General features: G+C 44.5%; 21 protein-coding genes. 8 read left to right on the top strand and 13 right to left on the bottom strand.

The window, feature by feature from the left end; all coding sequences use genetic code 11:
- Window positions 1-33: 33 nt before the first annotated feature.
- Window positions 34-435 carry a peptide-methionine (R)-S-oxide reductase MsrB gene (gene msrB, locus CDZ87_RS08580; protein WP_100753169.1) on the bottom strand — a complete coding sequence of 134 codons (402 nt, stop codon included), beginning with the start codon at window positions 433-435 and terminating at the stop codon, window positions 34-36.
- A gap of 335 nt (window positions 436-770) precedes the next feature.
- Here msrB and gap point away from each other — a divergent pair, with 335 nt between their 5' ends.
- The 6 genes from gap (at window position 771) to CDZ87_RS08550 (ending at window position 7,488) form a co-directional block, all read left to right on the top strand.
- Window positions 771-1,766 carry a type I glyceraldehyde-3-phosphate dehydrogenase gene (gene gap / locus CDZ87_RS08575; protein ID WP_100753168.1) on the top strand — a complete coding sequence of 332 codons (996 nt, stop codon included), beginning with the start codon at window positions 771-773 and terminating at the stop codon, window positions 1,764-1,766.
- A 188-nt stretch (window positions 1,767-1,954) separates the two neighbouring features.
- Window positions 1,955-2,839, top strand: coding sequence for a D-hexose-6-phosphate mutarotase (locus CDZ87_RS08570; protein WP_100753167.1), 885 nt, complete (start codon window positions 1,955-1,957; stop codon window positions 2,837-2,839).
- 257 nt (window positions 2,840-3,096) lie between these two features.
- On the top strand, window positions 3,097-3,915 hold the full coding sequence (rlmA, locus tag CDZ87_RS08565) for a 23S rRNA (guanine(745)-N(1))-methyltransferase (protein ID WP_100753166.1): 819 nt from the start codon (window positions 3,097-3,099) through the stop codon (window positions 3,913-3,915).
- A gap of 86 nt (window positions 3,916-4,001) precedes the next feature.
- Window positions 4,002-4,943, top strand: coding sequence for a ChaN family lipoprotein (locus CDZ87_RS08560; protein WP_100753165.1), 942 nt, complete (start codon window positions 4,002-4,004; stop codon window positions 4,941-4,943).
- A 217-nt stretch (window positions 4,944-5,160) separates the two neighbouring features.
- A complete protein-coding gene (locus tag CDZ87_RS08555; protein WP_100753164.1) occupies window positions 5,161-5,508 on the top strand; it encodes a hypothetical protein in 348 nt (115 codons plus the stop codon).
- A 402-nt stretch (window positions 5,509-5,910) separates the two neighbouring features.
- On the top strand, window positions 5,911-7,488 hold the full coding sequence (locus tag CDZ87_RS08550; RefSeq protein WP_100753163.1) for an alkaline phosphatase: 1,578 nt from the start codon (window positions 5,911-5,913) through the stop codon (window positions 7,486-7,488).
- A gap of 50 nt (window positions 7,489-7,538) precedes the next feature.
- On the opposite strand, the gene CDZ87_RS08545 is transcribed toward CDZ87_RS08550, so the two are convergent.
- The 6 genes from CDZ87_RS08545 to cyoA all read right to left on the bottom strand — a co-directional run bounded on the left by CDZ87_RS08545 (window position 7,539) and on the right by cyoA (window position 14,203).
- On the bottom strand, window positions 7,539-9,215 hold the full coding sequence (locus CDZ87_RS08545) for a mechanosensitive ion channel domain-containing protein (protein ID WP_100753162.1): 1,677 nt from the start codon (window positions 9,213-9,215) through the stop codon (window positions 7,539-7,541).
- Between the two features lie 292 nt (window positions 9,216-9,507).
- Entirely contained in the window at window positions 9,508-10,416 is a 909-nt protein-coding gene (cyoE, locus tag CDZ87_RS08540) for a heme o synthase (RefSeq protein WP_172953567.1), read from the bottom strand.
- Complete coding sequence (cyoD, locus tag CDZ87_RS08535; protein WP_100753161.1) at window positions 10,377-10,688, bottom strand: cytochrome o ubiquinol oxidase subunit IV; 312 nt, start codon at window positions 10,686-10,688, stop codon at window positions 10,377-10,379. The genes cyoE and cyoD overlap by 40 nt, the downstream gene beginning before the upstream one ends.
- Complete coding sequence (gene cyoC / locus CDZ87_RS08530; protein ID WP_100753160.1) at window positions 10,688-11,290, bottom strand: cytochrome o ubiquinol oxidase subunit III; 603 nt, start codon at window positions 11,288-11,290, stop codon at window positions 10,688-10,690. The genes cyoD and cyoC overlap by 1 nt, the downstream gene beginning before the upstream one ends.
- Window positions 11,280-13,316, bottom strand: coding sequence for a cytochrome o ubiquinol oxidase subunit I (cyoB, locus tag CDZ87_RS08525; protein ID WP_100753159.1), 2,037 nt, complete (start codon window positions 13,314-13,316; stop codon window positions 11,280-11,282). The genes cyoC and cyoB overlap by 11 nt, the downstream gene beginning before the upstream one ends.
- A 5-nt stretch (window positions 13,317-13,321) precedes the next feature.
- Window positions 13,322-14,203, bottom strand: coding sequence for a ubiquinol oxidase subunit II (cyoA, locus tag CDZ87_RS08520; RefSeq protein WP_100753158.1), 882 nt, complete (start codon window positions 14,201-14,203; stop codon window positions 13,322-13,324).
- Between the two features lie 810 nt (window positions 14,204-15,013).
- Here cyoA and CDZ87_RS08515 point away from each other — a divergent pair.
- Window positions 15,014-15,349: a hypothetical protein gene (locus tag CDZ87_RS08515; RefSeq protein WP_245834675.1), complete on the top strand. Its 336-nt coding sequence runs from the start codon at window positions 15,014-15,016 to the stop codon at window positions 15,347-15,349.
- Complete coding sequence (locus CDZ87_RS08510; protein WP_100753157.1) at window positions 15,346-16,302, top strand: hypothetical protein; 957 nt, start codon at window positions 15,346-15,348, stop codon at window positions 16,300-16,302. Before CDZ87_RS08515 ends, CDZ87_RS08510 begins: the two co-directional genes overlap by 4 nt.
- Before the next feature lie 115 nt (window positions 16,303-16,417).
- Here CDZ87_RS08510 and CDZ87_RS08505 read toward each other — a convergent pair whose 3' ends face one another.
- The 6 genes from CDZ87_RS08505 to CDZ87_RS08480 all read right to left on the bottom strand — a co-directional run bounded on the left by CDZ87_RS08505 (window position 16,418) and on the right by CDZ87_RS08480 (window position 25,464).
- Entirely contained in the window at window positions 16,418-16,855 is a 438-nt protein-coding gene (locus CDZ87_RS08505) for a YcgN family cysteine cluster protein (protein ID WP_100753156.1), read from the bottom strand.
- Between the two features lie 103 nt (window positions 16,856-16,958).
- The gene (locus CDZ87_RS08500; RefSeq protein ID WP_100753155.1) at window positions 16,959-18,218 is read right to left on the bottom strand and encodes a type VI secretion system ImpA family N-terminal domain-containing protein; all 1,260 of its coding nucleotides are present in this window, start codon (window positions 18,216-18,218) and stop codon (window positions 16,959-16,961) included.
- A gap of 54 nt (window positions 18,219-18,272) precedes the next feature.
- Complete coding sequence (gene tssM, locus CDZ87_RS08495) at window positions 18,273-21,815, bottom strand: type VI secretion system membrane subunit TssM (RefSeq protein WP_100753154.1); 3,543 nt, start codon at window positions 21,813-21,815, stop codon at window positions 18,273-18,275.
- A 15-nt stretch (window positions 21,816-21,830) separates the two neighbouring features.
- A complete protein-coding gene (gene tssA / locus CDZ87_RS08490; RefSeq protein ID WP_100753153.1) occupies window positions 21,831-23,231 on the bottom strand; it encodes a type VI secretion system protein TssA in 1,401 nt (466 codons plus the stop codon).
- 2 nt (window positions 23,232-23,233) lie between these two features.
- Entirely contained in the window at window positions 23,234-23,878 is a 645-nt protein-coding gene (gene vasI / locus CDZ87_RS08485) for a type VI secretion system-associated protein VasI (protein ID WP_100753152.1), read from the bottom strand.
- Entirely contained in the window at window positions 23,875-25,464 is a 1,590-nt protein-coding gene (locus CDZ87_RS08480; protein ID WP_100753151.1) for a sigma-54 interaction domain-containing protein, read from the bottom strand. Before CDZ87_RS08480 ends, vasI begins: the two co-directional genes overlap by 4 nt.
- Window position 25,465: the final 1 nt, after the last annotated feature.

The following is a 25,465-nucleotide window of genomic DNA, read 5'->3' as shown; positions in this document are numbered from 1 at the left end:
ACAATCAGCGGTGGATAAATCACCGCTTTTTTGTCAATTGGTGAAAATTAACGACACTGAGTTAACACAATAGCGCTCACCTGTTGTTTGCGGTCCATCGTTAAAAACGTGACCAAGGTGGCTGTCACATGCAGCACAACGTATCTCAGTTCTCACCATTCCGTGACTCATATCTTCTAAATAGCGAATAGCCTCGTTATTGATAGGGGCATCAAAACTCGGCCAACCACATCCAGAATCATACTTATTATCAGAGATAAACAGTGGCGCGTCACAACAAGTGCAGTAATATACTCCCGTCTCTTTATTATGCAGTAACGTCCCAGAAAATGGGGCTTCAGTTCCCTGCTCTCGGCAGACTCGGTACTGTTCATCAGATAGCTTTTCACGCCAGTATTCATCAGGCTTAGTGACTTTCTCTACCTTATGTTTCAAAACGTTATTTCTCCGTATTCTCAATCTTCATCATGACTTTTTTTTCGAAAAACTTGCGGATATCAACCTTTGTAGCACATACTTTGAAACCATAAAAGGATGTTCAAACTTTCAGCACTGCTGTCGACATCTAAACTATTTTACGTCAACTGGTTTAGGAAGAAACTAGCAATCCGTTCAAAAGTTAACCGTTTGCAACTAATTGTGAAAAAAAGCGACACTTTTTTTTGACTTTAAACAAGTTAAGTCCGATTATCAGTTGCAGATTTTGACTGGATTCTGTAATTTTACTACCAGTTATCTTTAATCAGAAATTAAGTTGTGGAGCAACTATAATGACTATCAAAGTAGGTATTAACGGTTTTGGCCGTATCGGTCGTTTCGTATTTCGTGCAGCGCAAGAGCGCAACGATATCGAAGTAGTAGGTATTAACGATCTTATCGACGTTGAGTACATGGCATACATGCTTAAGTACGACTCAACTCACGGCCGTTTCAACGGTACTGTTGAAGTTGAAGGCGGTAACCTAATCGTTAACGGCAAAACTGTACGTGTAACAGCAGAGCGTAACCCTGAAGATCTTAAGTGGGATGCAATCGACGTTGACGTTGTTGCTGAAGCAACTGGTCTTTTCCTAACTGACGAGACTGCACGTAAGCACATCACTGCTGGCGCTAAGAAAGTAGTTCTTACTGGTCCTTCTAAAGATGCAACTCCAATGTTCGTAATGGGCGTTAACCAAGCATCTTACGCTGGTCAAGACATCGTTTCTAACGCTTCTTGTACTACTAACTGTCTTGCACCTATCGCTAAAGTACTTAACGATAAGTGGGGCATTGAGTCTGGTCTTATGACTACAGTTCACGCTACTACAGCAACTCAAAAAACTGTAGATGGTCCTTCTGCTAAAGACTGGCGCGGTGGCCGTGGTGCTTCTCAAAACATCATCCCATCTTCAACTGGTGCTGCTAAAGCTGTAGGCGTTGTTCTTCCAGAGCTAAACGGCAAACTAACTGGTATGGCTTTCCGTGTACCAACTGCTAACGTATCTGTAGTTGACCTAACTGTTAACCTGAAAGAAGCTGCATCTTACGAAGAAATTTGTGCTGCAATGAAAGAAGCTTCTGAAGGCGAAATGGCTGGCGTTCTTGGTTACACTGAAGACCAAGTTGTATCACAAGATTTCATCGGTGAAGTTCAAACTTCAGTATTCGATGCTAAAGCTGGTGTTGCTCTAACTGACAAATTCGTTAAAGTTGTATCTTGGTACGACAACGAAATCGGTTACTCAAACAAAGTTCTAGACCTAATCGCTCACATCTCTAAGTAATCATTACTTTAAGGTAAGCGTTTAACGCAGAATATCGTAAAGGCGGCTCTCGAGTCGCCTTTTTTGTACCTGCTCTATTGCTCACTGGCAAACAATATCCTGAGCTAGATTTGATTCAATTGGAAATGCTTCATATAAGAAAAGAAACCCGATCTAATTGAATACAATTTATTTTTAAGGGACACGCAATGAACCTGAACCAATTACCGGCATTAACGGTACTGTCTGATAACGTCACTATCGTCGAACAAGACAAAGTAAAAATCGTCCGAATCATCCACAACAAAGCATCTGCGGGTATCGCTCTTCATGGCGGTCACGTGGTGTCATTCAAGCCTGAAGGTCAAGACGATCTGATTTGGATGAGTGAGCAAGCCAAATTTGATGGAAAAACAGCATTACGCGGTGGTATTCCAATATGTTGGCCATGGTTTGGCCGTCTTGCTGCACCTGCTCACGGCTTTGCGCGCACTTCACAATGGACACTGATCGAACATCGTGAAAGTGATAACGGCGTTATTGTTGAGCTTGGTTTGATGGCTTCTGAAGAGACTCTTTCGGTGTGGCCATACCTATTTTCTGCTCGATTATTGGTCGAAGTCAGTGAAGAGCTCACAGTGACGCTGGATATACAAAATACCGATCAAACACCTTGGACATTTTCCGGTGCGTTGCATAGCTACCTTAACCTCGGTGATATTACCCAAGCACAAACCACAGGCATGGGATGTCAATACATCGATAGCCTAAAAGGTGGCGAGGTTTTCCAAGGTGATGATGTACTTCGGCTTACCGATACCATTGATCGCGTTTACACTCAGCCACAAGCGAAGATTATCGTTCAAGACCCCGTGTTAGACCGCTCTATTGTGATCGAGAATCAAGGCCATAACTCGGCGGTAATTTGGAACCCATGGGCCGAAGGCGCACAAAGTATGGGTGATATGGCCGATAATGGCTATACAACCTTTCTCTGCGTCGAATCAACACTGCACGCTGCCACATTAGAGCAAGGAAAAACGTTGCAACCTGGCGAAACACATCAGTTGGTCACCACGCTCTCAAGTAAGTAGGTTTCCTCTACGCAGGTCGCCAGACCTGCGTCTATTCAACGACTACTAGCTTAACAATGCTATCGCTTTTCACTTCTACTATTTCCTAAGGTTCTTCCTATAGCCTGAATCAAAGACAAGCGGCCATCAATACGGTGATTGGTATCGTTATTCACTTAGGCTTTGACCCGCAAAAACCTGCCCTTTGTTTTCTTGGTGCTAGTGCCTGACAACGCTTCCTGATAAAATCTGCGCCTTCACTATTAAGCGAGCGATTTATGTCTTATACCTGCCCTCTATGTCATCAAACTTTGAGTTTTGTTCAACACAATTATCAGTGTGCCAACAACCACAGTTTTGATCTCGCGAAAGAAGGTTATGTCAATCTGATGCCTGTGCAACATAAACGTTCAAAAGATCCCGGTGATAATAAAGAGATGATGCAAGCTCGTCGTCGATTTTTGCAACAGGGCCACTATCAACCCTTGAGGCAACGAGTCGCTGAAGTTTGCGCACTACATACAGTTAACACTCCGCATCGCCTGCTCGATATTGGATGTGGAGAGGGCTATTACACCATGCAAGTTGCCACCGCACTCACTAAGCAGTTCGAGCCAGCTCAAACCTATGGCCTCGACATTTCAAAAGTAGCGATTCGTTATGCCGCCAAACGCTACCCTAACTGCCATTTTAGTGTCGCTTCGAGTCATCGCTTACCTTTTGCTGATCAAAGTTTAGATGCCGTACTGCGTATTTATGCACCTTGCAAGGCACAAGAGCTACAACGTGTTGTTAGTGACAACGGGGTCGTTATCACGGTAACGCCCGCCGCTCGTCATCTTTATCAGCTTCGAGCTAACATTTACGCTGACGTCAGGCTACACAATGAAGAAGCGGAGTCTGTCGCAGGCTTTGAGCTCGAGTATCAAGAGATGCTTAACTACACCATGTCACTTGGCGAGGGAGCAGGATTCGACCTACTACAAATGACCCCTTTTGCGTGGAAAGCCAGTGACGAACTGCGTGAAAAGCTGGCCCAGACAAGTGTATTTAAGTGTGAGGCACACTTTATGATCCGAGTTTATCGTAAACAATAGCCCAAACAAACGAAAATAATTCTCATTATAATTGAGTTGCCCGATAGCCTCGATTACTATTAGGTCAATCTTTTGTGGAGGCTTTTATGTTTCAACGTCTATCCATCGCATTATTATCGATGCTACTTAGCGCTTGCTCTATGCCGCCCTATACCCAGCAAGCAATCATTAGCTTCTATGACTATCAACTCTATTCTCCTCAATTCACTCCCATCGATCTTCAGACATTACCTGACGACATTGACCAAGCTGACATCATTTTAATTGGCGAGTGGCATACTCATGCTGGAATCCATCGCTTTCAAAGCGACTTTCTCAAGCAACGGCTACAGCAGCAAAGACCTGTCACATTGTCTATGGAGCAATTTTCGCGTGACAAACAATCAGTTGTCGACCGTTACTTAGCTGGCGAAATTGGAGAACAGGAGCTGATAAAGCAAGGCGCAGCTTGGCCAAACTATGAAAGTGATTACCGACCATTAGTCGAACTTGCCAAGTCACATAATGCCGATATTATCGCTGCAAACGCGCCCAGAGCCATCGTACGCTGTATCGGGCGACAAGGGTTAAGCTATCTCGACACACTCGATAATCAACAGCGTCAATGGCTTGCACCACAGATTGACGACTCCGCAAGCCCCTATAAAGAAAAGTTCATGGCGTCAATGCATCATAGCACGCTGGAGCAAACGACACGTCAATATGCAGCGCAAGTAACATGGGATGAGACGATGGCAGACAGTATTGTCACTTATCTTCAACACCACCCCTCAACTCAAATCGTCCATATCGCGGGTAAGTTTCATACCGAGCAAGGATTAGGCACCAAAGCATCAATACTCAAACGTAATCCAAACCTCAAGATCGTGGTTATTACTCCTAGCTCACTCACCTCCCCCACCACATCCTTAAAACAAGATTACTGGCTTAATGTTCTTGAGCCACCAATACGTTACGTCAGTGAAGAGAGTCGTCAAGCGGCCTATCGCCATATCGGCCAAAAAAATAATGACTCAGACTGTCAGTAGGCACTCATTTTGCTATGTTCATCAATCCGACAAACTTTTTTAGATAAGAAATGTGGTATACACGCACATTTCTTCTCACTGGTGAGGAAACCAGTGAATAATAATTAAACAGGCACGATTTATGCTTTAATTTCTTTTTATACAAATTTTGCATATTTGCACAAGTTTTTCTTAAAGCAGTCGATATATTGTCTGAGGATAATGTAAGGAGATCATTATGACACCAGTAGGAATGGAGCCAGCCAAACTGTCACCGACCCAGCAGGTAAAGCCTCAAGCAGTTGCATCTGAAGCCGCCTCTAAACCTGCCCCACTCAAAGTGGAGCAAAATAAAGTGACCCTTTCCGATGAAGGTAAAGCGCTTTTAGCTGCTCTTCAAGAGATTGATAAAGAAAGTAAAGTTGATGATAAGAGCGTCGGCAAGAAAGTCGAGTCGTTTGCCCATGGCGCGCTAGGCATGGATCATCCAGATAAAATTGAACAAGAAGAAGATGGTTCGTACTCTGCGGGGCAATACCTTTCCGCAGCGGCAACCGTTGGCGGCATTCTGCTGGCACTCCTTTAGCACCTTGCCCGCTGACCATAAGCATCTAATTCCATCAAGACAAACCTCACGGTTTGTCGAAAATTACCCGTGGATCCGATAATTTCATCCCTTTTAAATCATGACATCATTGCGCGTGACTGATTCCAACGTGCAATAAACTTACATTTTTGGCCTGACAGCACTGCTACTCTCAATGGCTATTTTATTGATATCCTTTTCTAAATAAGTTCCAACACTTTCCTCACCATGACTCAACACTGCTGGTCTCTTGATTCAAAGCTCACTATTTGATGAGCGTTTTCTATCCGTTGTAACAGACGCCATGGCGACTTTGCTGTTATCATTTCGCAACCAAAGTGAAACATTAGCGAAACAAATCAATGTTTTAATTATTGCGCTTTTATAAACAAGGACAATTTAATGAAGCTCTATATAAAACCAATTATTGCCGCAGTGGCAACGTCTACGCTCTCTTTTAGTGTTATTTCAGCAGAAATCAAAAACGTTATCTTAATGATTGGCGATGGTATGGGGCCGCAACAAGTTGGCCTACTCGAAACCTATGCGAATCAAGCTCCCAACTCTATCTATCAAGGTAAGAAAACCGCACTTTACCAACTGGCAGAACAAGGTGTCATTGGATCATCATTAACCCATCCTGAAGATGCGATTGTGGTCGACTCCGCTTGTTCAGCGACTATGCTCGCAACTGGTATTTATACTGGTTCTGAAGTGATTGGTATCGATGCACAAGGTAACCACGTAGAGACCGTACTTGAAAAAGCAAAACGTGCAGGCAAAGCGACGGGGCTTGTATCTGACACACGTTTGACCCATGCCACTCCAGCTGCTTTTGCTGCCCACCAGCCGCATCGTTCACTTGAGAATGACATTGCTTCCGACATGCTAGCCACCGGCGTTGATGTGATGTTATCGGGTGGTCTACGTCATTGGATCCCTCAGTCAACTAATGACAAAGGTGAGACTTATCAGCAGCTTGAAAAACTTACTCAAGGTGATGTTTACCTTAAGTCAAAACGCAAAGACCAACGTAACCTCCTCACAGAAGCCCAGCAAAGTGGTTACCAACTTGCGTTTAATCGCAGCATGTTGGACAACGCAAAAGGCGATAAACTACTAGGCCTATTTGCCTATTCTGGGATGAATGATGGTATCGCTTATCGTAACGAGAAAGACGATCCTAAACGCAGCCAACCCAGCTTAAAAGAAATGACCAATAAAGCGCTAGAAGTATTAGCGAAAGACAAAGACGGTTTCTTCTTGATGGTTGAAGGTGGGCAGATTGACTGGGCGGGGCACAGTAACGATGCCGGTACCATGCTGCAAGAATTGATTAAGTTTGATGAAGCAGTCCAATCTGTCTACGACTGGGCAAAAGATCGTGACGACACGATAGTGATTGTAACTGCTGACCACGAAACAGGCTCATTTGGTTTTAGTTATTCATCAAATGACCTACCTCAACCACAAAAGCGTTCAGGAAAAGCATTTGAGAATCGCGACTATGCACCAAACTTCAACTTTGGCGCTTTTGATATCCTCGATGGTTTATACAACCAAAAACTCAGCTACTACGCGATGATTAGCCAGTTTGAAAAGCTGGACAAAGCTCAACAAACCCCTGAAAAGCTTGCTGAAATTGTTAACCAAAACAGCGCTTTCCCAATTTCAGCAGAACAAGCAGCGAACGTTTTAAAGAGTAAGCCGAACCCTTACCGTCTAGCTGGACATAGTTACTTATCAGTAGAAGACGTCCCTGCGATTAACGATTTTGATGCTTTCTTCCCTTACAACGACCGTGGCAACTTATTAGCACGCGAGCAAGCCACCGGACAAAACATTGTATGGGGAACAGGCACTCACACTCATACGCCGGTCAATGTATTTGCTTGGGGACCTATAGAGAAGGTACTACCCGTATCAAAAATCATGCATCACTCAGAACTTGGCGAGTTTATTAAGTCTCAAGTGAAATAGCCTGAATAAATTTTGCTTGGCATAATCAAACGCCCCTGTTGGGGCGTTTTCTATGAGGCAGACTTACGGTCGACCATATGTAAATGCACATCCTGTTGCGGGAAAGGAATCGAGATAGCTTCTTTATCAAACCTCAGCTTAACCTCTTTCGTCACATCCCAATAAACGTCCCAATAATCATCCGTTTTCACCCACGGACGAACAATGAAATCCACCGAAGAGGTATTAAGTGTATGCACTTTGACCATCGGCTCAGGTGCACGTAACACCGAGGGGTGTGAGGTAATAATGTCAGTCAGAACTTGCTCTGCTTTTAGCAGGTCATCGGCATAACCGATACCAAACACCATATCAACGCGACGAACACGCTCATGAGTAACGTTCTTGATAACATCACCCCAAATTTTGCTATTCGGAATAATAATGATCTGATTATCAAACGTTTTAATGGTGGTGTTAACCAAACTCATATGGCTGACCTTACCATCAACGCCACCCGCAAAAACAAAGTCACCGACATCAAATGGACGATAGATAAGTAACATCATCCCCGCCGCAAAGTTCGACAGAGTATCTTGCAAGGCAAAACCAATGATCACACCTGCAATCCCGAAACCTGTCAGCACAGGGGCAAGGTTTAAGCCAATTTGTGACAAGGCGACTAAAAAGCCAATCACCCAGATGAACTTGCCTGACATGCCGATAAAGAAGTCTTGCATCAAGTGCGACAAATTGAGGTTTTTGGTCACCACTGTCTTACTCACAACTTTACGCACCAATTTTGCGAGCATACTTGTCGCAAGCAGGATTAAGGCAAAGACAAACAGTTGGAATAAATGCCGGGGTGCATTATTGACCATCCAATGCCATAAGTTGTCCGTCCAAGCTGTCACAACCGCAAACATTACCGGACCATTGAGCAAATCTTGAGTAATACTGCCGGTCACTTCAAACTGCAAGCGTTTGTACTCGGCACTATCGATATCAAGCTTGTCTGCTAGGTTAATTAATGTAGAGAGGCTGTCAACCGCAATACTCATGCGCTGTTTAATCACCAACTGATTAAGTTGCAATGCTGATTTTTCCGACTCTGGACTAACGGTAAGTTGCTTACCAACCACACTTATTTGCTGGTTAAAGTACTCAACGGATGCAGACATTAGTCGCAGCCGTTTCAGCACCACATTGCGCAATTGCTCTTCTGCCACGACTTCATTAAGACCGAGCGCTTTGAGCCACTGAATATTCTGCCAACGGGAGGTAATGACTTCATCAAGGTAGTGTTGTAACTCTTGATATTCGGTAATCAACGACAATCGGTCGGTATTCTCAGCTTCATCGATTTTTACGTTCAGTGCTTTGATCTTACTTTCAAGATAGGCAGTGGCATTGCTGGTATACTTTCGCTGTATTTCCACTTGCGCAATCAACATTTCCTTATCAATGCTTTGGCTGTTGATCGCACTCGTCAGTTGCGCTCTGAGCTCTTCATTTTTTTGAAATAGCTTGAGCTGCAGAGCATCCTTTTCATCGCCGCTGGCACTGTTCAAAGCATCACTCAGATCTTTTAAATCGCTATTAATTGTCTGCAGCGCCATTGCGTCTTGAGATAATACCGGTTGCGTGGACTCTGCCACAGCATGAGCATTCAGGCTGACAACCAAGGCTAGCACCGCAACCAGTGACCAGCAGAAAAAAGAGAAATTTGAACGTTTGACTTTTCCCATATTTACCTCAAAAAGACTCAAATAAGTCTTTGTTTTACAAGTTGATACTGTCTAGTGTACACCACTCTCCGTACAAGTTTTGCATTCTCACTGTTAGCCGGCAGCAAATACAAAAACAGCCGCGAATGGCGGCTGTTTGTCTCAACTAGTCTCGGTTAAGATGATTCAAAATGTGATCTTATTGTTCAAAGTCATTTATAGTAAATAAAAACAATAACTTAATTTAATATTTGAAATAGCCATAATATGGCGACAGAATGTAAATGCTAGCAATGAACCCAAGCTTGAAGCACTACAAAGGAATAAGCTCTAATCCTAGCACACCACTTATCCCCATCACCACTAGCAATGAGACTTTAAACACCGATTTTGACCAAGCGATGTAGTTGTTGTCATCAATGCTGCGAAAGGTCACTTTCGTCCACATAAAGCAAACAACCGCTGCAACCGCTAAGTATTCATACCCGGCTTCGCCCAGTAAAAATAATCCCAACGATACTGCTCCAAACGCCACGACATACGCTTTCATGTGTCGATGCGCTTTATGAATGCCTTCTTTAACTGGCAATACGGGAATCCCGGCTTCTCGGTAGTCTTGCATCCGGAACATGGCAATGGCATACGAGTGCGGCATTTGCCAGAGACAGAACATGATAAAGAGTAAAATCGCTTCCAAGCTAATGAAGTTTGTTACCGCCAAGTAACCCACCAATGGCGGAACTGCGCCTGAGATACTTCCCACTAAGGTTCCATACACCGAGTTACGTTTGTACCACATCGTGTAAAAGAACACGTAATACACGTAGCCAAGCAACACGACGACAGCGGATAGTGGGTTCACTCGGATAAATAACAGTGCGGTTCCTACCAGCAATAATGCAAGTGCATAAACAAACGCAATATCGATATTGATGTTGCCTTTCACTGTTTCACGATTTCGTGTACGTGCCATCTTTTGGTCGATATCACGATCGAAAATATTATTCACCACACAACCTGAAGCGATGACTAACCCCACGCCAACCAACGTTGTAACAAACAACATTAGACTGGCTGGTTCTGTTTTTACGGCGAGGAAGAACCCCGCCGCAACAGAAATCAGGTTGCCGAAAATAATGCCTGGTTTGGTGATAGACAAATAACTTTTCAGCATACCTTGGCCTACAACTTCATGTTGACGTTCATGTTGTAGATGATCCATACCGAGCCAGCGATAAGGATAAGTACAACAATGGCGGTAAACATCAGTGATACAAGGTTCCAACGTCCATCAGATGTTTTTGTTTCCATGTGCAAGAAGTATTTAAAGTGAACAAATATCTGCACTAATGCACATCCAAATAGAATCGCATAGGTCGTTGTATCTGGTAATGATTTCGTCCAAACAAAGTAGAACGGAATTACCGTCAGAATCAGTGAGGTAATAAAACCTTTAACGTAATCTGACGCACTGGTTTCTACATGTTGATCCATTACATTACCCCCAGTAAGTAAACGATGGTAAAGACACAAATCCAAACGATATCTAGGAAGTGCCAGAATAGACTTAAGCAGTTAAAACGCATCGCCATGTTGTCGTTCAGACCTTTAGTCGAAAGCTGGTGATAAGCTACCGCTAACCAAATCAGACCAAAGGTTACGTGCAGGCCGTGCGTACCAACCAACGTAAAGAATGCCGATAGGAATGCACTTGTTTGTGGGCCATAGCCTTCTTTAATCAGGTGATGGAACTCATAGACCTCCATACTGATAAAGCCAAGACCAAGCGCGAACGTTACTAACATCCAACGTTTGAGACCAACGACGTTGTTGCGCTTCATCGCGATAATGCCAAAACCAAATGTGATACTGCTAAGCAGCAGCAGCATGGTTTCGGCAAACACGAATGGCAGTTCGAAAATGTCTTTACCTGTTGGGCCCGCAATTGAATTGCTCGACAGCACAGCGTATGTCGCGAACAAGGTCGCAAACAGTACACAATCACTCATCAGGTAAACCCAGAAGCCAAATAGCTTGTTGCCATTCGTGTCATGGTGGTGATCATGGTCGTGATGTGCTGCGATATTAGTTTGCATACGTCACCTCCAGATCATCTTTACTTTCGCTGTCTTTCACTGAGTTTTTCTTCGCTTTTTCAAGCTGAGCTCGACGCTCGGCCTCAATTGCTTTGACCTCTTCAACTTCCACGTAGTAATCCACATCATCGTTGTAGCTATGCTGAATACACGTCACGATAATACCGACCAAACTTGCCGCCGCTAGCCACCAGATGTACCAAATCATGCCGAAGCCAAATAGGAGCGACCAAGCCGACACATAGATGCCTGTTGCCGTGTTTTTTGGCATATGAATACGTTCGTATTCCACCTCTTTAGTTGGGTCGAACTCGCCACTTTGCTTCTGGTACCAGAACGCATCCAGTACATCACCTTTTGGCAGGTGCGCAAAGTTGTAGAACGGTGGTGGAGACGATGTTGCCCACTCAAGAGTACGGCCACCCCACGGGTCACCAGTTAGGTCACGGTTTTGCTCTCGGTCACGGATACTCACGTAAATTTGGATGAACTGAGACAATACACCCAGCGCAATCACAACCGTACCTGCTGCGGCAATCGACAACAGTGGGAAGTATTCTGGGTTGATGTCTTGGCTTAAACGACGAGTCATCCCCATAAAGCCTAGCGCGTAAAGCGGTAGGAACGCCATTAAGAATCCAATAATCCAAAGATAGAACGCACGTTTGCCCCAAGTTTCATTCATGGTGAAACCTGTCGCTTTCGGGAACCAGTAAGTGATCGCAGCAAAACATCCAAAGACCACACCACCAATGATAACGTTGTGGAAGTGAGCAATCAGGAATACTGAGTTATGCAGAACGAAATCTGCGCCCGGAACAGCCATTAGTACGCCCGTCATACCACCAACAGTAAAGGTGATCAGGAAGCCCACCGTCCACATCATTGGCGTTGTAAAGCGGATGCGACCTTTGTACATGGTGAATAGCCAGTTGAAGATCTTCACCCCTGTTGGGATAGAAATGATCATCGTGGCGATACCGAAGAAGGCATTTACGTTCGCGCCAGATCCCATCGTAAAGAAGTGATGTAACCAAACGACAAACGCAAGAATCGTGATAACTACGGTAGCCCAAACTAGCGATGTGTAACCGAACAACTTTTTACGTGAGAAGGTTGCGGTGACTTCTGAGAACACACCAAAAATTGGCAAGATCAAAATGTACACTTCTGGGTGGCCCCAAGCCCAAATCAGGTTGACGTACATCATTACGTTGCCGCCAAGATCATTGGTAAAGAAGTGCATGCCTAGGTATCTATCCAGCGTTAGCAGAGCGATAGTCACTGTTAGGATTGGAAATGAAATGATGATCAAAATGTTTGCACACAGAGACGCCCAAGTAAAAACTGGCATCTTCATCATTGGCATAGACGGTGTACGCATACGCAAAATGGTCGCGAAGAAGTTCACGCCTGTTAACGTTGTACCAACACCTGATATCTGCAGCGCCCAAATCCAATAGTCGACCCCAACTCCTGGGCTAGCCTCAATACCTGAAAGCGGCGGGTACGCTAGCCAACCGGTACGACCAAATTCACCTAAGCCGAGAGACATGTTTGTTAGGATGACGCCAGCAACAAACAGCCAGAAGCTCAAGTTATTCAGATACGGGAAAGCTACGTCACGCGCACCAATCTGCAATGGCACGATGATGTTCATCAGACCAATAACCAATGGCATCGCTACGAAGAAGATCATGATCACGCCATGGGCAGTAAAAATTTGATCGTAGTGATGTGGTGGCAAGTAACCTGCTTCACCCGCAGAAGAAAGGAGTTGCTGGCTACGCATCATTACTGCGTCAGCAAAACCACGAACAAGCATCACCATCGCTACTGCGATGTACATGAAGCCAAGTTTTTTATGGTCTACTGAAGTAAACCATTCATTCCACAAATATTGCCAATTTCCGGCTTTAGTTATCGCGTAAACTACGGCTAAACCAACCAGCGCCACAACCGCTAAGGTGATGACGATAATAGGTTCGTGGAACGGAACTGAATCAAGAGTTAATCTTCCAAACATTACGATTATCCTTGGTTTTCAGGCAAACAGTTCATTGAACCAGGATGCTGAGTCACAACGTCGGTGAACAAGAACGGAGGAACGCTAGAGAACAAAGTGACTGGCTCTGCGATACTTGGCGCTGCCAGTGAGCTATATTGCTCCCAGTTTTCAATACGATCAGGGCTCGCCTTCACTTTCTGCACCCAATTTAGGAACGCTGCACGATCAGACATTGCTGAGGCTGTGAACTTCATTTGAGAAAAACCTTCGCCGCTGTAGTTCGATGCAAAACCTTTGTAGTGACCTTCATGGTTCGCTATCAGGTTAAGCTTGGTTACCATGCCTGGCATCGCGTAGATCTGTGTACCTAAGCGAGGGATGAAAAACGCGTTCATGATGTTGTCTGAAGTTAGTTTGAACTGCACTGGCACGTCTTTCGGGAACGCCACATAGTTCAACGTCGCAATGTTTTCTTCTGGATAGATGAACAACCATTTCCAATCGAGTGACACCACCTCGATGGTCATTGGTTTAACATCACTTTCCAAAGGTTTGGATGGCTCTAGTTCATGAGTCGAACGCCATGTGATCGTCGCAAGAATCGCAATGATGATGATTGGAATTGTCCATACCACCACTTCGATTTTGGTCGAGTGTGACCACTCAGGTGCGTACTCTTCTGCGGTATTAGAGGCGCGGTATCGATATGCGAAGTAAATCGTCATTAGAATCACAGGGATTACAACGATCAACATAAGCAAAAGAGCAGTAATAATTAGCTCTTTTTCCTGCACACCAATGGCACCTTTGGGGTCAAGTAAAGCTGAATTACATCCTGAGAGCATAAGTATGACGGACGCCAAACTTCCCCTCGACAAGATGCGTTTATAACTTGAGGCTTCCATTAACTTTCTCGATGGTTGTCTGGTTTCAAAGCAAATGCCAATCACAGTAAATAAGAATTCAGAAATAGCGCAGAGAAAATGTTTGATAAAAAGCCAAAGATTTTGATAAGTAGTTATTCTACTTACAAATTTCTTAACACCGTTATCAAGCATCTTAACCAGCTAGAATGCACAATTACTTACTACGATTGGTATCAAGCTAAGAACCAGTTGTTATAGTCATTAGAATGTTTATGTGTTGAGCATGAGTAACGTTGGGATCAGAGCGAAACAAAACGGAATTGAGTGGAGATAAAAACCACACTATCAATGTGTATTCATTGTTGCACTTTGAAACACAATGTTACATTTTGCGCATTATGAGGAGTAAAAAGTTAAAGCTCATTAGCCACAACTGGAAACTAACCTTCCATTAATGAAACCAACACACTTTAAATAGGACATTAACCTCAACACGAATTTCACGTACTTCACAGTTAATGTCTTTTGAAACAGACAGTTGTAAGTTCATTTTGATGAGACTGACTATCAACTGCATTTACATAGATAGCTTTAGTACGAAGGGGGAATCAGAAGTGGTAAATTGTGAACAATATCAAATTATTGGTTTCACCTAGTATTTGAGTGGTATTTGCTTCTCATTATTTACTTTTGGCAAACCATTTTCAGGATGAATCCAAACATGGATTATAAATACACTTACGTTACCCAGAACTGGCTCTCGGCAAAATAGGAAATGTTGAAAGGGAAAGAAGCTTGTCATGAAGGTGTAGTAGCCAATTCAAACTGCATTAAACGGAGGTGGAGCTTTTGACCATTGAGGAAATACAGGACTTGATAGCCAAGGCAGAAGCGCACGAGTTCCACGATGATATTCAAGCTTTGTTAGCGACACTCCGCTTACTAAGAACAAAGTCACCTATACCCAATACCCAAACGAAAGACAAAAAGTACCGTTCAGTATCTATCAGGCTAGAACTCTATGATATGATTTACAAGGAAGGCTCAGGCCCGTTATTTAACATCGGTTATTCGACGGAAATTCTTGGGCACAGCGATATCAAACAGACCATGCGATACGCTCACCTAGCCCCCGTTCACCTTGAAGACGTGGTTAGCAAAAACTATTGGCGCATTTATAGATGAAAATTAATTTCAAGCACTTAAGTTGGGCAGTTGTAATAATCTATCTGTTAATAATGATCACGTTACATCGTTACCCAAACATACCTGAAAACGAGGTTAGCATTGCTGACTTTGCAAATATTCTGGTTGGCTTAGTTGCTATAGCAACTCTGATTTACAACATTCTAGATAGACACCATTCAATAACGACAAGCCAATCAAGGATCGCTCTTGAGTCATATGTAGCAAAGGTTGATTCAACGGTCGAGGAACTTTCTAAATCAGACTTAGCATGTGACAGGAAATGGTTTTTTGTACTCTCAGCACATGAAGGTTTGCTCTCTACTCAGGACTACATTACGGAAGAAGAGCATAAACGTATAGCTAAGAATAAGTTTGAGGAACTTAGGACACACCTAAAGTTACTCTATTTTGATTTGAAGATAGAAAATTTCATGGATGTACAGAAAGACCCTCATAAAGACTTTCACAACTATCGGGATAATCTGTCTGCCAGTGTATATGTATTTATAGTTTGCTGGCTAAAGTATGTAGTTAATCGGACTTATTTCTTTAAAGAGCACAATTACACCTCTTTTGGCAATGAATGGTGTATTGACAAAAAATATGTCTACTCTTTTATGAGTTTACTTGTTTCTGAGCCACTAAATATATTGGGCAGACGGGCTATCATTGAAAAAGTTACGGAACTATCTCAGACACTGAGCATCCCCCATGATAACGTGCTATTACGTTTAGCTCATGAATATCCGAGAGTCCTAGCATACGCACTACTCTCGAACCGTTTAAGTGTATACAATCATATAAAAGGTGTTTATAGGCCTGTCTTTCAGTTAGATTGTTTAGAAAGCAGAAACAAACATCACCTATTTTCTATAGGCAGCTGGTTCTTCCCGCTCCCAGAACAGTTGGAAAACCCTAAGTACCTACGGATTAAATCTCCAAGCAGTTAATATTTGTCGCCATAAAAGTGGCGACGAAATGGCGGAAAATTTTCGTGATACTGGTAAATATTGATGATTATTGATGAAGTGACCACAAGCAAGGCCTTGATATGCCTTGCTACGCCTATCCCCTGTTAGGATGATTCAAAATGTGGTCTTCCCAATTGACTACATCAATTTCGTAAACCACCTTATTACGCACGCTTTCACCGGCGGCATGCATTGCAGATTTTGAACCTGTGATCAATGGGTGCCACTCTGGCAGAGGTTGTTTTTCTGCCAGCAAACGATACGCGCATGTGTGTGGAAGCCAGGTAAAGTCGTCGATATCATCACGAGTCAACTTTGTGCACTCTTCACCTGAGGTGAAACGGTTTGGGTAATCTTTACACGAACAGGTTTTGCTGTTTAACCAGCTACATGCAACATTGGTGTAATAGATCTCATCACTGTCTTCATCCATCAATTTATGCAGACAACATTTACCACAGCCATCACACAGAGATTCCCACTCTTGTTCAGTCATCTCTTCTAATGATTTTTGTTGCCAAAACTGCGTCATGTGTCTAAACCCTAACTACTCGAGTACTTGATGAAAAAGCAAAGCCGAATTTATATAGATCCTGAACCGAAAGTGCAAGTAGTTAGGGTGAACATTCTATTAACTACTGTTCAAGCATTTGATTTAACTGCGCCACTTTCCAACTTAAATTGTTTAGCCTGCGTTTGAGCTCTTCAAACTCTTGTTGTGCTTGCTGATATTGCTGCTTCTCTATCAACTCTTCAACGTACCCTACGCGGCCGTATATTGGCGATAGACTGACCGCAAAAGACTCTAACGATTTTGTTTCGTTGGCCACATCAGACCAACGACGTTTTTTCGCTAACAGTGCAACATTGGCCATTTTGGTGCGAATTTCACTAAAGCGAGCGACAAACTCGTCCGCTTGCTCAAGAGCGTATTGCTGATCTTGACCAAGCTGATCACTGATTGCAACTACCTGCTCATTATCTGCATAGAGCTGCTGCAAAATGTTGAGCTGATCCATTGCCTCTAAATAAGGCTGCTCTATCGACACCTGGGTGTTGCGCTTAATCGACGCTTGATACATAGGCACCATTTCATCGCGAAATGACTGCAATGTATCTGGGCTGGTGAATTCAACAAAGTCAGGTAAATTGCGACTGTCGAGCGAAGGTACTTCAACCGATTGTTTGTAGTAATATTTATGAAAAAGATCGGGGTGACTATAAGTCCACAACCCGCCCCCGCCAATCACGCTACCCAGTAAAATCGCAGCAATTAAACCCAAACGAAAACGTTGTGGGCTAACTTTCTCACTGGATTCTTGGCGCTGTTTTTCTTGGCGCTTGAGCGCCGTATGGTAACGCGTTTCTATCTGATCAATATGCTCGAACAAAACAAACCCTACCCCCTCGAAATTAACCCTTTGTTCTGGTTGTTGCAGAGTTAACCAATCATTAATGCGTTCACACAAGCGTTCACTGCGATACAAATCGCGAAGCTGTTCCTGAGTCGGTTTCATCTTTTTCAGCTCAGGGATCGCTTTACCATTGACCCAATCGAGGACTTCTTTGCGCATTTTAGCCGACTTAGTGTCTGGTTTTGGTAATACCAATAAACACTGCATAATTAACTCTAAGCCGTTAGCATAACCGGTCAGCCCTTCTATTTTGAGTTTAGCAATGGTCATGTAACTGCTAAGCAACAGATCAATACCAGGTCCTTTGGCTAGTACTTCACAACACTCATAAACCGCTTGCCAATTCGTCCCACCCGAAAGTGGATTAAAGCGGGCATTAATTTCATCACGTACCTGTTGGTAGTGTTCAAGGTGTCGAATCGCTTGTGAGTCTGAAACGATATGGTAAACATTGTGATCAAGAAAAATCGTTGTGGACATGGAGACTTCGGTCCTAATAGTCAAAGGAGCAAGTCACCTTGCTCCTTTTTCTGGTTAATACAGGGTTTTAGAAAGCTTGAACGACTTAAACAGTCTCTCAGTGAACGGGTTCGCATCAGACTCGGCGTTGATTCGATAAATCATCTCTCCATCATCAACCGAGAAACGATAGTCAACCGATGTTTTACTCGCTGATAATACACTGCCCTCTTCGAGCAAGCGGAAAAATGCCCATGGCCCCTTGAGATTAATACTGCGAGGTGACAAGTTAGACTTCGTTGGTACTAAGGTCACTTTCGATACAGCCGAATCTCGTAATGTGTTTGGCCAAATCAGCTCAGCACCTTCACGTGGCCCATGACTGTACGTTAAGTACTGGCCATCTACGTTCAAGACACTACGCCTCTTGTTGCCGCTTAACTGTAGCGGCTCAACCGAGAAATTGACGTCCAAAATCCCTTTTCGATTAAAGAAAGCTTGGCGAATCCGCTGCGCTTGAGCAATTTGCGCCAACACTTCAGGGCGAATAATCGACTGGGCACTGTCATACTCATCAACCGCAATGTTCTCTTCAATAAACACTTTCAACTGGTTATTGTAGAAATTATCTAACGTTCCCTGCGGAGCAAAGAAGGCTTCAAAATCTTGTAACGCCACATCTTTGTTCGACTGTTCATTAAACGGATAGCGACTGGCTAGTTTAGTGTAATAAGGCTGGTAAACGTCTTCATACCAACGTACTTCCAAGTGCTTAATTGCCTCTTGCTTCACCACATACCAGCTCTCATCAGCGAGTTTTGCCACCATGCTGTCAAGTGGTCTTGGCAAACCTGATGAAATACGCTTTAAGGTATAAATAGGGTCAGCGCTGACCAGCTTGACCCGTGCTTTAGTCGCATCTAATGCCGCCATACCAACATCTGGTGACTCCTGGATCGCTTTCAGATAGGTTTTGAGTTCATCAACCGATGCCAGTACTTCATTGATATAAGCTGGCTGTTCGCCGACAGGTTTAAGCATCAAGTTAAGCTCCGCGAATGGCGATTGAATGCTCGACGCCACTTTGTACTTAGCACTTTTTAATAGCTCATCCTTTGCTTCACTGTCTGGGTCTAAACCCGCAATCACTTGGGTATTATTTTCCAATGTGCGCAGCAGACGCTGCATTGGCTCAACGTTACCCGTGAGATTTTCTAGCACCATAACCGCATCATTGATATCACCGAAATACTTCATATCGATATCATTGAGCGCCGCTCGCCAGGTATTGACGTAATCGGCGACATATAGATTGCGGATCTTCTCACGCAGGACCTGTTTATCCGCTTCACTAAACTGAGCAACTTTTGACTGCCCCAGAACCCAGCTGTCAATTAGAGCCAACTCAGATACCGATTCAGAGCGCGGCATAAAGTAGTTTTCAAAGCCCTCTTTGGTCAGCATTTGTGGGATGTATAAGCTACGATTAGCAACACGCTCTTCAAATACGATATCAAAAATAGGCCCGACTAAGTTGCGAATACTGATAGCAGGACCAAGCACGGTTTGAGCATTGAGCTTAAGGTTACGATAAACACGTTGATCGTTCGGCATCGTGCTCAGTTCAGACTGAACCTTAGCAATAGTGCCATCATAAGGTTTCATCACTTGCTCTGCGAACGCATCTCCTTGAGCTCGCGCACTGGCCAAATCGGTGTGGCGCATCGCGTAATCTAAATGCTCAATCAACTCGCCTTGGACTTTCTTTTGCCCTGCGAAGGCGCGTTGCCAATACTTACCAAAATAATCAAGAACATAGTCTTTATAACGACCACTTTTATCAACCATCATGCGATAGACACGCAGTACCGCGAGCTTTTCTTCTTCGGTTTTCGCTTGCTCAAGTGCGACGACTACATCAGCCATCAACAAAGGTAGGAAGCGGTTTTCCAATAAGTTTAAGTAGGTATCTTCAACCATTGGTCCGATTGTATGCCCTTGATAAAGACCAAAGTCCGAGATGTAACGTGGTTTTTCACGAAAGAAACCAAACTCTAACGTCGCTTGACGAATTTTGTTTAATGGCTCCAAAATATCCTTTTGCGACGCCAACGCAAGATTCGATGGGTACTTAGCTTTGTACTCATTCACCTTGGCCAATACCGCATCTGATTGATTAACGTTGACCTGATAGTAACGATGCCAAGTTCCGAACAGTAATACCGACGCCACCAAACAAGCGGCAAACGACAGCCCCATCAATCGGCGTTTTTGCTTCGCGATCCGGAAGTTATCCGAGGCTAATCCCGCTTCAGGATAAATAACATTACTAAACAACTGCTGAGTAAAATAGACCGTTGAGTTCTTCGCGTTTTGCGCTTTATTAACCGAATGCGATAAACCATATCGGCGTGACGCAGAGTCACCAAAGGCATTACTTGGTACGCCTTGTTGATACACCGAAGTAAAGTAAGCACCACGAACCAACGCTGACGTCGAAAACTGGTCGCTAGAGAGCGCATCTTGGAAAAACTCTTTCAAGATACTTTGTAACCCGGACATTTGACGCGTAAAGCTATAAATGGCGTCGCGCTCTTCTTGATCTATTGGCTCTGCAACCGCATGAGGAAAGAGATCATTAATACGGGCAACAAATTGACCATAGTCGTTATCGAACTCTTCGAGCCAATGGTCAAGGTTATCGACCGATTCAAGTGAAAAGGTAAAACCCAGCACTTCATCACGTTGCGACTTGGAATAGTGTTTGAAGAAAGGTTCAAAGCCGTAGAGCAGATCGAGCTTTGTCAGCGTAATATAAACGGGCAGACGAGTGGCCAACGTTTCCATCAACTCACGAATACGTGCGCGCAATAGATTGGCATAGGCTTTACGCTCACTCGCAGTAGAGGTTGCTAAATGCGATACATCCAATGCCAGTACAACGCCGTTAAGTGGTCTGCGACTGCGTGTTTTCTCTAACCAATTAACAAAGTGGAGCCACAAACGACGCTCCAGTTCACCATCATTGTCTTCGCTGCGATTTCCCTGAGTGAGCAATTCACCGTCAGGGTCAATCAGTACCGACTCATCACCAATCCACCAGTCGAATGAGTATGGGTTCTCACTCTTTTGCCCAGAAGCGCGCATGACCGAAGATAACGCGAAATTCTGTCCAGAGCGATTGATCAAACTGGTTTTACCAGCATTTTCCAAACCAAGCACTAGATACCAAGGTAAAGCATAAAGGTAATTACGTGTGTTGAGACTCTGCTTCATCTCTTTCATCACGTCATTAAGTTCGGCTTCTTGGCGCTCTTCGTAGACCTGGATCGGATCTTGTTTTAACTGCTCTTCGCGCTTTTGCTGACCTTTGAAACCTTGCAGTTTTCGCCACTGCCAAATCCCCCAGCCTGATAGGGAGAAAAGCATGAATAGCGCACTCGCTAAACCGCGAGCAAATACGCTCTCTAATGGTTTGCTGCCTTGAATTTCTAACCAAGGTCCGGCCCACCAAATAGCGACATTTAATAGAATAAAGAGTGTAAACAACAGAATTGGAAGCGCTGCTGCAATACCCGGCTTAAATTTCTTAACGATCCCAATAATACTTTTCCACATGGATAGTCCCTTAGCTTAATCTGACGCTGTATTTCGTTCTAATTGTTCGATGAGTGACGGCTCCCACTGGGTAACGCTCGTCTGTGTGATTTCTTGTTTTAAGGTTTGATATTGCTCTTTAGCCATCGCATCTAGGTGGTTATGTTTAAGAAGATCGGCACTCAATAAGCGCCAGTAAAAACGATCGCGCGGCTCTGTTGCGGCCACTAAACCATCATTGAGCATCGACATCGCGACCGCAATACCGCCCTCTTTGGCCAAACTGAACGCTTCGTCGCGCTGCTCTTGCCAACTGCCAGAGCCTGAAACAGCCGCCGCGCCGCCTTGATAAGCAGTGAGCCACTCTCGAACTGCGTCAGTAATAAATGGCGCGCCCCCTTTAAATTTCAGTTCCACAACCGTGGGGAATCGCTCAATAAACGCTTGAGTTTCTTCAATAATCGCTTTGCACCATCCTTCTTGGCCCAATGCCTTTGCGATATCGTGACTCATCAGTTGACCTTCAAACCAATACGGTGCGATGGTCAAGCTCTGTTCCACTCGACGCCATAGTGCGAGATCCGGTTGATGCAGATGATCTTGATACTCTTTCACGCGCTCAGTTTGCATTCCTCTTAGCAAGGTTTGGCCTTGATGATCGTGATCAGGAAGCGTAGTAATCGCCCCCCATAGCGCATGGCGACGCACGCGAATGGCCAACGCCCCCGAGAATTCTTGTTCAGAAAGATATTCCGCGACTTTCAGCAGTGTCTGTTTAGCCGCTTTGTCACTTGAATTGTCAATCGCTAAAGATGACGAGGACGTTGATGACGTACTCGTCGGAGCAGGTTGCTGCTGCGCGGCTTGCGCGACTTTCTCTCGCTCTTGAGCTCTTGTTAGTTGATTAACAATCGTCACCACGACCGACTCGGCCACATCAGACGATAGCTCGTTAGCTTCAATGACCGCCTGCCACTCTTGCACCGTTTGTTGCAACTCCTCTCGGTCTTGGCTATCGAGTGTGGCAAAATCAAACTTATCCACGGCCAATGAAAAACGCTGGCAGATTTGACTAAAAAACTTTCGTCTCGGCAGGTTGCCGCGTTTACCCGGAGCTGGAAAACAGTCTTGCCAATAGTGGGTAATAAAATCACTCATGACACCAAAAGAAGTGATCAAACGTTTGGGGGTCAATTGATGATGCAAACACTGCAAAAGGTAAACCAGCAGTTTGATGTCTTTACTTTTTTCATTCAACAAGGTGACGGTACTATGCTCGACCTCTTGCCACTGCACACTGGCATGAGATAACGAACCCACCTTCATCATTTGATCTTCAACAAAATCAAACAGTGGCTCATCCAATAGTCGTTCACCGACTGGTGACTCTGCGCTGATCGGGCGCACAATGCTGGCTCGATACTGAGTAATGTCCATTGTTACCACCCACACCTTTGTCGCAATGGCACTAGGGCTTGCTCTAACTGCGTAGCGTCAAATTTTAGGCCGTCAATCTGCGGCGAATTTGAGCGCAAAGTTAAACGCGAGTTTTTCGTCATCGCTTTCATCATAGAAATCGCAGGCATTCCTCGTGCTGACGAGAACAACACCCCGACATCATCGCTGCGCCAATGCTGTTTGGGGCCATAAGCAACAGAAACCTGAATCCGTGCATCTTCCAGGGCAGTCGGTAGCGCTAATTCAATCCGGCTTATTTTGTTAATACAGCTCATCATCAACACGGGTGAAGGCTTATCTTGAGTTTGCGCCACGGATAGCGTTAACCACGCATCACCATTGTCTTTATCGCCCTGCTCAATCACATTGATTGGCTGCGCTTCAAGTGCGGTGGTAAACGCGGTATGCCAAGCTTGTGGTTTGTTATCACCTAAAGACTGAGTCGATAACTGTGTTGGTGTATTTAGGGCTTGATCAAAGCAACTTAATCGCTCTAGGCGCTCGCTAATGGTGGTGCATTGCTGGGCACGTTCAAGCGGTGACATTGTGGCGTCACTCGCCACCGTCTGGACGCTAAACAGTAAGCTGTTAAGAGATACTGTCAGTAGCCAAGTCGAGGTTTTCATAACGCTTTGATCTCCAACTTCTGACATTTGTAGGCGAGTGTGCGCTTAGGGATACCTAAACTCTTGGCCGCTTTACCACGATCACCCGAAAATTGGTTCAAACGATCACGAATGATCTGCTCTTCATAATCATTCATCGCCTGCTTCAGGTCATTAATGGCAGAAAAGCCCCCTTGAGCTGGCGCATAAGGATGATCACTGATAAAGGTTGACTGTAGATTGTGATGCATTGCTGGCTCGGCACTTTGCAATTCAAAGTTCAAGCACGCGATGCGATTGGCGAAACTGCCTTCACTCACTTCAGATTCATCGCGGCACTGGGCACAGCCAAATTCCACTAAATGTTTTAACTCACGCACATTTCCCGGGAAGGTGTACTGCTTTAAACAATCCAGAGCACGGTAATGTAAACCACGGATTTTAGTCCCGTGTTGTCGATTGAATTCACTAACAAAATGTTGGCTCAACTGATCAATATCTTCGAGGCGTTCAGACAAACGCGGCAAAGTGAGTGGGTATTGGAACAGACGATAGTACAAATCTTGGCGAAACTGCTTGCTACGTACTTGTGCCAGCAAGTTAACATGCGTTGCCGAAACCAAACGAAAATCTGAGCTGAGCTCTTCTTTGCCCCCAATCGGGCGAAATTGTTTGGTTTCGAGAACGCGAAGTAACTTAGCTTGAAGTGAAAGCGGCATATCACCAATTTCGTCGAGAAATAGTGTCCCACCATCGGCTTGAGCGATCAGACCTTTTCGGTCAGATTCAGCGCCAGAGAATGCCCCTTTACAGTAACCAAATAACTCACTTTCAAGCAGGTTTTCTGGGATAGCAGCACAGTTAATTGCCACTAATGGCTGCGCACTACGAGTGGATAGATGATGAATCGCTTGTGCGACCAACTCTTTACCCGTTCCGGTATCACCTTGTACCATAACTGAAAGTTTTGATTCCGCCGCACTGACGATTTGCTGACGAAGCCTTTGCATCGAACCACTTTGGCCAATCAATGACTCAGACAGTTTATCCGCCATATAACGCAACTTTGTGTCGCGCTGAATATCGCTAAGCGATTCAGACAACACTTTAATATCACGCTGCTCGCGTTCCATCTCTTCAAGTAAGTGCCATTGCTTGGTGAACACATCAACAAACTTAATGCAGTCTTGGCTTGCGAACGCTCGACTGACCGTGCGTTGATCTCCCAACATGAACAGCACTAACTGCACCTGCTTCGAGTTCAACGGCAGAGGATGAATACATACGCTTTCAAACATGCCTACCCCAGCCACCAACTCAGCAAAAGCGCGATCGGATTGCCAGAACAATAACTCGTCCGAAGAGAGTGTCATTGGTGACGCGCTTTGTAACACATGGGCAAATGGATTGTTGAGGTCATCGACCCCCCACGAGACGTTAGTCTGCCCATCATGAGGAACGAGACGACGTCCCTCTGAGTTAGGCATTAACATCATGCAGTTAGACAGACTCAACTCACCCACAACAATTTCTACAAACCGAGCCATCAGCTCACTCTTGGTCTTGATGCCAATAAGATCAGTGACTCGCTCTAACCAGTTAGACATC

The organism is Vibrio salilacus (assembly GCF_002811245.1).
GTDB lineage: Bacteria > Pseudomonadota > Gammaproteobacteria > Enterobacterales > Vibrionaceae > Vibrio > Vibrio salilacus.
Note: the sequence above shows the minus strand (reverse complement) of the source record. Positions and strands in the feature narration are given on the sequence as shown.

Bases quoted from the DNA above. Each gene is read 5' to 3' on its own strand.
- cyoD (WP_100753161.1), bottom strand. From the start codon at position 10,688: ATGGATCAACATGTAGAAACCAGTGCGTCAGATTACGTTAAAGGTTTT.
- CDZ87_RS08555 (WP_100753164.1), top strand. From the start codon at position 5,161: ATGACACCAGTAGGAATGGAGCCAGCCAAACTGTCACCGACCCAGCAG.
- CDZ87_RS08550 (WP_100753163.1), top strand. From the start codon at position 5,911: ATGAAGCTCTATATAAAACCAATTATTGCCGCAGTGGCAACGTCTACG.
- CDZ87_RS08505 (WP_100753156.1), bottom strand. From the start codon at position 16,855: ATGACGCAGTTTTGGCAACAAAAATCATTAGAAGAGATGACTGAACAA.
- cyoE (WP_172953567.1), bottom strand. From the start codon at position 10,416: ATGGATCATCTACAACATGAACGTCAACATGAAGTTGTAGGCCAAGGT.
- CDZ87_RS08560 (WP_100753165.1), top strand. From the start codon at position 4,002: ATGTTTCAACGTCTATCCATCGCATTATTATCGATGCTACTTAGCGCT.
- tssA (WP_100753153.1), bottom strand. From the start codon at position 23,231: ATGGACATTACTCAGTATCGAGCCAGCATTGTGCGCCCGATCAGCGCA.
- cyoC (WP_100753160.1), bottom strand. From the start codon at position 11,290: ATGCAAACTAATATCGCAGCACATCACGACCATGATCACCACCATGAC.
- rlmA (WP_100753166.1), top strand. From the start codon at position 3,097: ATGTCTTATACCTGCCCTCTATGTCATCAAACTTTGAGTTTTGTTCAA.
- vasI (WP_100753152.1), bottom strand. From the start codon at position 23,878: ATGAAAACCTCGACTTGGCTACTGACAGTATCTCTTAACAGCTTACTG.
- gap (WP_100753168.1), top strand. From the start codon at position 771: ATGACTATCAAAGTAGGTATTAACGGTTTTGGCCGTATCGGTCGTTTC.
- CDZ87_RS08480 (WP_100753151.1), bottom strand. From the start codon at position 25,464: ATGTCTAACTGGTTAGAGCGAGTCACTGATCTTATTGGCATCAAGACC.
- CDZ87_RS08545 (WP_100753162.1), bottom strand. From the start codon at position 9,215: ATGGGAAAAGTCAAACGTTCAAATTTCTCTTTTTTCTGCTGGTCACTG.
- CDZ87_RS08500 (WP_100753155.1), bottom strand. From the start codon at position 18,218: ATGTCCACAACGATTTTTCTTGATCACAATGTTTACCATATCGTTTCA.
- cyoB (WP_100753159.1), bottom strand. From the start codon at position 13,316: ATGTTTGGAAGATTAACTCTTGATTCAGTTCCGTTCCACGAACCTATT.
- tssM (WP_100753154.1), bottom strand. From the start codon at position 21,815: ATGTGGAAAAGTATTATTGGGATCGTTAAGAAATTTAAGCCGGGTATT.
- CDZ87_RS08570 (WP_100753167.1), top strand. From the start codon at position 1,955: ATGAACCTGAACCAATTACCGGCATTAACGGTACTGTCTGATAACGTC.
- cyoA (WP_100753158.1), bottom strand. From the start codon at position 14,203: ATGGAAGCCTCAAGTTATAAACGCATCTTGTCGAGGGGAAGTTTGGCG.
- CDZ87_RS08510 (WP_100753157.1), top strand. From the start codon at position 15,346: ATGAAAATTAATTTCAAGCACTTAAGTTGGGCAGTTGTAATAATCTAT.